The sequence below is a fragment of the Bacillus sp. JJ664 genome, from assembly GCF_036962205.1.
In the GTDB taxonomy this organism is placed as follows: domain Bacteria; phylum Bacillota; class Bacilli; order Bacillales; family Bacillaceae_G; genus Gottfriedia.
The window spans coordinates 1-6,667 of record NZ_JBALMS010000010.1 but is presented as its reverse complement, the minus strand read 5'-3'; the positions used below and the strand labels follow the sequence as shown (position 1 = coordinate 6,667).

Below are 6,667 nucleotides of genomic sequence, written 5' to 3'. Positions count from 1 at the left end.
ATTTAATGCGGTTTTAATCTCTTTTATACTTTTACCCGCCACAAACTCTTCAAATTTTTCCTTATTACCACCAATAAACAAAAGACCAATCGTTAACACAAATACAACAACTAACAAACACCTTCTAAACAAATCAAACATAAAATAAATCCTCCTAAAAACGAAATGTGGAAGCGCCTGGTCAGCTCCGACAAGCATAAGACCTGGAACAATTGAATGTGCACTTTTCATGTACTTTTTTTACTTTTTACATTCAATTGTTCGATGGCAAGTTGCATTTATACTAATAGTCATTGACTGATCCATTAGCCAAATCCATGGCTGCAACTTATTAATATTTTGGAACATATAAATAGAATCATTTATACAGAAGTCTTTTCATATGTAATCCTTCAATTTTATTTCATACTCAACCATTCTATGTTAGAAAATAAATTTTAGTACAAAAAAATAGTTATTAATTAGAGAAACTTTCTAATTAACAACTATTCATTTTACTTTATTTTTTATCTGTTCTAAATACGATTGCGCCTCTTTCATATTCTATATCTTTAATATTCAATCTCGTGTTAATTACTCGAGCCAGTGCAAAGAAATAATCTGATAGACGATTTAAATATAGAAAAACTGGCACATGTATTGTTTCTTGCTTCATCAATGACACGACGTTACGTTCAGCACGTCTTGTAACTGCTCTAGCCTGATGAATAATCGCAGCCGCTTTTGAACCACCTGGTAAAATAAATTTTTCAAGGGGTGGCGTTGCATCCATATATTCATCTATCAGTTTTTCAAGATCTTCAACCATTTTTTCTGTTGTTTTAAATGGAATACCTTCTTTTACAACCGCTAAATCTCCACCACAATCGAATAATTCGTGCTGTATTTTTTGTAAGCTTTCAAAAAGGTCTTTTGTATCTTCTGAATCTAAATAAGTCATAGCATATCCAACAATTGTATTGACCTCATCAATCGTGCCATAAGATTCCACTCTTAAATGATCTTTATCTACTCGTTTACCTACTAAGCTTGTTTGACCTTTATCACCAGTTTTAGTATAAATCTTCATGAAAACTTCCTCCTTGACTTAAATTCTGTTCTTTCATAAAATTTGACTCTAAATCTACTTCATAAACTTCATAAACTTTTTAAATCTATTTAAATAAAAATTATTTATCATATATAAAAGAGCATCAATATTTAAGCATAATTACTTTTATAAACAATCACTTTTTTATTCGTATTAGGATTATTCATAATTTGAAACGAAGTCCCGTAAAGATCTTCAAGTATTTCTTCAGTTAAAACTTCTTCCGTTTTGCCTTCACAGAATGTTGCACCATCTTTTAGCGCTAATATTCTATCACAATATAAACTCGCCAAATTTAAATCATGAAAAACCGTTACCACTGTTTTTTCTTCATTTACTTGTAATTCTTTTAATAAATCTAATATTTTAATCGTGTGCATTAGGTCTAAATGATTGCTTGGTTCGTCTAAAAATATATAAGGCGTTTCTTGCGCAAAAGCTTGTGCTAAAAATACTCTTTGTCGCTCACCACCGCTAATTTCACTAATAAATTTTTGTTTCATATTGTTTGTACTAGTCATAAGTAACGCATTACTAACTGCGTGATCATCTTGTTTAGTCCAAGTTGGAAAAAGCGAGGCTGAATGTGCGATGCGTCCAAGTTTAACAGTTTCGTTTACTTCATAAGAAAATGTATACGAATTTTGTTGTGATAAGACGGCGATTTTTTTGGCAATTTCTTTATTAGACATCTTTGTTATATATTCTCCGTCAATCATCACATCCCCTGTTAACGGTTTCAGGAGTCCGCAAAGAATATGTAAAAATGTAGACTTTCCACTTCCGTTTGGTCCAATAATACCTAACCATTCACCTTCATTTATGGAATAAGAAAGATCCTTTATATCTTTTTGAATCCCATTATATGAATATGAGATTTGATTACAATTGATCATAGTTTCCCTCTATTCCTTTTCAGTTGAAGCAAAATAATTGCAAAAATCGGTGCACCAATTAAAGATGTAATAACACCTATTGGTAATTCTCTTGGAGCTAATATGACTCTAGAAATAATATCAGAGCCGATTAAAAAGATTGCACCGTTTATCATTGCTAATGGTAGTAGCTTTCTATGTAACGGTCCTACGATTGCTCTTGTAAAATGTGGAACGACTAATCCTACAAATCCAATTGTCCCAGATACTGCTACAGCTGCACCTGATAAAATACTTCCTGTAAATAAAATTAAATAGGTAACTTTTTTAACATTAATCCCTATATGTTTTGCATTTGTACTACCAAATGTCATTGCATCTAGTTGTCTATTTTGGCTGAATAAAATGAGAAAGGATAAAATTAAAAATGGTAATAGTGTGATTGAATACTGTATACCTCTTCCTCCGATATTCCCCATTAACCAACCGATTACAGAGCGTAATTCATTATCAGAAAATGTAATAAATAATGATAATAAGGCCGAACAAAATGAGCTAATGATGATCCCGCCTAAAATAAGTGTTTCAACATTCAATGAACGATCTAATTTTCGTACAAAAACAATCAATAGTAATAATGTAAAAAAACCAAAAAGAATACTGACAACAGGTAATGTAAAATAAGTTACGATTGGTAAGCTAATCTGAAAAAATAAGACAAAAACTGCCCCTACTGATGCCCCTGAAGAAACACCTAATGTAAAAGGGTCAGCTAATGGGTTCTTTAATATACCTTGAAAGGCAACTCCTGCTAATGAGAGGCAAGCCCCCACTAAACCCGCTAATAATACGCGAGGCACTCTTATATTCATTACAATCGTTTGAATATCATCTGGGACAAAAGTTGTTTTAAAAAACGCATCGGAAAAGCTTTGAATAATAGAATAAAAGGGGATCGATGTTGATCCTATCGAAACCCCTAAAATAAATAATAACAATAATACAAATGATGGAATAAAAAATATATTCTTATTTAAAAATCTCTGGATAAACCGCCTTTGCAATTTCTTCTACTCCTTCAACAAGTCTTGGACCAGGTCTTGATGTTGTATCAGCATTAATATCAAAAACTCGTTTATTTTTAATTGCATTTACTGAGGTCCAATTTTTTCTTCCTAGAACAACTTTCTCTAAATCAGGAACATAATCACCGTATGTAGTTAATATAACATCCGGGTTTGCTTTTATAGCAGATTCTTCACTATACATTACCCAGCCTTTTTCTTTTTCTGCAACATTTTTCGCATGAATAATTGATATCATTTCATTAAGAAACGTTCCATTTCCTGCCGTGTATATTTCAGGTGGTCCAGAAATTTCTAACCAAACTAATGGATTCGTGCCAATATTTGCAGTTTTTTCACTGATTTTCTCTAATTTTTCTTTCATATCACTTACAACTTCTTTTGATTCATCAAGTTTTCCCGTGATCTGACCAATTTCTTTAATTGTATCATATACATCATTTATTGATTCAGCATTTTTCACAACAAACACTGTAATCCCAGCCTGTTTTAATTGTTCTAAACCATCTGCGGATATACCTAGGCTTGATTCATGAGCTAATACTAAATCTGGTTGAAGTGAAATGATTTTCTCAATGTTATAAGTCATATCTGCATTATTTCCACCAACCTTGTCGATTCCTTTAACTTCCTCTGGATAGTTATCAAAATCAGTTACGCCAATCACGTTTTTTCCTTTACCAATTGAGAACAAGATTTCTGTATTACTTGGTATTAATGAAATAATTTTTTTAGGCTCTTCTTTAATCTCAATTTCTTGATCAGTTGAATCTTTAACTGTTAAAGGAAATTGTGCAGCTTCAGTTTTTGGTACATTTGTTTCTTTTTGTGCTGTTTCACTGTTACACCCAAATAAACCTAAGCATAATAAAACGACAAACAAACTTGATAAAATTTTCTTCATATTTCTCCCCCTAGTATGTTGGAAAGCATAAAAAAACCCCATTCAAATATATGAAGGGGGTCGAAACAACATAATGATACAAGTAATACTTGCAACTGCTGCTTCAAATTCTCACTCCCCGAAGAATTGAAAACGGATGAATTTAGCAGGTCTACTGACTTTGCTTCAACCTACTCCGACCTTCCCATTCCGATGGAACAGTGGTATGTTCGTTTCGTCCACATTACAGTTGCGGGGACAGTTCTGGACTTTACCAGATTCCCTATTATGCGATTATCGCACTAAATTCATCAATATTTCATTATATTAATCGTAAAGTATAATAAGTGAGAATTCAATTATTTTATTAAAATGTTTTATATGAAACAAGATTACTCTACAACTTTTTCATTTATTCGTATAAAATGTGGTATTTTCACTTTAAATGTCGTACCTTGCCCAATTTCGCTGAATACTTGAATAGAGCCACCATGAGCGTTCACGATGTTCTTAACGATTGATAATCCAAGGCCTGTTCCACTCTTACCTCTAGTACGTGCTTTATCGGCTTTATAGAACCTTTCAAACACAAACGGTAAATCTTCCGTAGAAATACCAGCACCTGAATCTATAAATTCAAAAATAGTATCTTCACTATTTTGCGAAACGGAAACGATGATTCTACCATTTTCATTGGAATGTGTAATGGCATTTACAATTAAATTTGTAAAGACTTGTTCCATTCGATCTTCATCAATTAAAATAGTATCTTGTATAATATCATCTAATTCACCAAAAAGTGAAACGTTCTTCTCTCTTGCTAGCGCTTTAAATTTTCGAATAATACGATCTACAAATGGAATGACTGGTACTGGTTCACGATTTAATTCAGTAAAACCATTTTCCATACGCGCAAGGTCTAATAAATCATTTACTAATCTACTCATCCTTAATGATTCATCATATATAATTTGTGACAGCTCCTGCATCTCTTCTTTAGACTCTGCAACGCCGTCAACAATTGCTTCACTGTAGCCTTGTAATAATGAGATTGGTGTCCTTAACTCGTGAGATACATTTGCAATAAAATCTTTTCTCATTTTTTCTAATCGTCTTTGTTCTGTAACATCTCGAATAACTGCAACAACACCGCGGATATTTGTTTGATTGTATAATGGTGACATCACAATTTGCCAATTTCCTTGGTCTAAATTTAATTCTATAAATTGCTTCTTTTCGCTTTCTACTACTAATTTATATAAATCTAATAAGTCATTTGTCAAAACTAGCTCTGAATCTTTCCCAATTTCATCATCATTTAGCAATTTTAAAAAGCGTGCAGCCGGTGGATTAGTCGTTACAATACTACCTTCATTGTTGATCGATATTACCCCATCTACCATACTCGTAATGATATTTGATACTTTCTCTTTTTCTTGTTTTAACGCATTCATATTAAAGTTTAGCTTCTTACTCATTTTATTAAAAGAATATGCAAGTTCACCTATTTCATCATTTGAGTGAATCGGAACTTTTGCATCAAAATTTCCTGATGTCATATCACCGACCACTTCTTTCATTTTTCTAAGTGGCGCAGTAATTTTTGATGAAAGGAAAAACGAGAAGAAAGTCGTTAAAACAATCCCAATTGAAGCAGCAAGTAATACAAAATTTGTTGTTTGATGAATCATCCCTTTAACGGGCTGTAATGATTGATACATATAGACCGCACCATGATGATTTTGATCTTTTATCGCTATACCAACTACTAGCTTTTCTCTTTCACTATTCTTACCGTATACGAGTCTTTTACTAACATCTTCTTTGTATTCAATCGTTCTATTTAAAACATGATCTTTTTGTATTTCTTCATAAGGTAATTCTTGAATGCCGTATTTATTATTTGAGTACCAAGGTTCTTCATCTTCAATCGAAATAATCACTCTCGAATAACGATTTACAATATTATTAGATAAGTACTCAACATCTGAAATTGATTGGCCTTTCTCGATTAACCCAGCTATTTTCGTTGCATCATCTTTCATATTTTGTACTTGAAGATCAATATAAAATTTCTCAAAGAATCCTATGAGCACAAATGTTAAAAATGACAATACAAGCGAAACTAGTAATATAATTGTAAGCCACAGCTTACCAACTAAACTTCTTAAAATCATTACTCCTGACCTACCTCAAATTTATAACCTACACCCCAAACAGTTACGATCATTTTAGCCGCATCTTCAGAGCATTTACTAAGTTTTTCACGTAATCGTTTTACGTGAGTATCAACAGTACGTAAGTCACCAAAGAAATCATATTGCCATACGGATTTTAACAATGTCTCACGGTCAAACACTTTATCTGGTGATTTGGCTAAAAATAATAACAGTTCATATTCTTTTGGTGTTAAGCTAACTTCTTCACCTTCAACGATTACTTTATGAGCATCATTATCAATCGTTAAATGTGTGAATACAACTACATCTTTTGCAGAAGAATTATCCGATGTGAAAACTGGCATATTTGATGAACGTCTTAATAAAGCTTTTACCCTAAGTACTACTTCACGTGGGCTAAATGGTTTAATAATATAATCATCTGTTCCAACTTCAAATCCTTGAACACGATTTGTTTCTTCACCTTTTGCAGTAAGCATGATAACCGGTGTCGTTTTAACTTTTCGTAACTCTCTACAAACTTCAATTCCATCTATTTTAGGCATCATTAAATC

The 6,667-nt window shown here is 32.3% G+C and carries 6 protein-coding genes and 1 riboswitch; all 6 genes read right to left on the bottom strand.

Annotated elements, in window-relative coordinates:
• Positions 1–499: 499 nt before the first annotated feature.
• Positions 500–1,069, bottom strand: coding sequence for a cob(I)yrinic acid a,c-diamide adenosyltransferase (locus tag V7056_RS01685; RefSeq protein WP_499698703.1), 570 nt, complete (start codon positions 1,067–1,069; stop codon positions 500–502).
• A 131-nt stretch (positions 1,070–1,200) separates the two neighbouring features.
• Complete coding sequence (locus V7056_RS01680; RefSeq protein ID WP_499698701.1) at positions 1,201–1,986, bottom strand: ABC transporter ATP-binding protein; 786 nt, start codon at positions 1,984–1,986, stop codon at positions 1,201–1,203.
• Positions 1,983–3,029 carry a FecCD family ABC transporter permease gene (locus V7056_RS01675; protein ID WP_499698700.1) on the bottom strand — a complete coding sequence of 349 codons (1,047 nt, stop codon included), beginning with the start codon at positions 3,027–3,029 and terminating at the stop codon, positions 1,983–1,985. Before V7056_RS01675 ends, V7056_RS01680 begins: the two co-directional genes overlap by 4 nt.
• Positions 2,995–3,954, bottom strand: a complete 960-nt coding sequence (locus V7056_RS01670) for an ABC transporter substrate-binding protein (protein ID WP_499698698.1) — start codon at positions 3,952–3,954, stop codon at positions 2,995–2,997. The genes V7056_RS01675 and V7056_RS01670 overlap by 35 nt, the downstream gene beginning before the upstream one ends.
• Positions 3,955–4,081: 127 nt before the next feature.
• Positions 4,082–4,255: riboswitch (cobalamin riboswitch) on the bottom strand.
• A gap of 70 nt (positions 4,256–4,325) precedes the next feature.
• The gene (locus tag V7056_RS01665; RefSeq protein WP_499698696.1) at positions 4,326–6,110 is read right to left on the bottom strand and encodes an ATP-binding protein; all 1,785 of its coding nucleotides are present in this window, start codon (positions 6,108–6,110) and stop codon (positions 4,326–4,328) included.
• Positions 6,110–6,667, bottom strand: a 558-nt coding sequence (locus V7056_RS01660; protein ID WP_499698694.1) for a winged helix-turn-helix domain-containing protein, incomplete at its 5' end; no start/stop codon positions are given. The genes V7056_RS01660 and V7056_RS01665, both read right to left, overlap by 1 nt.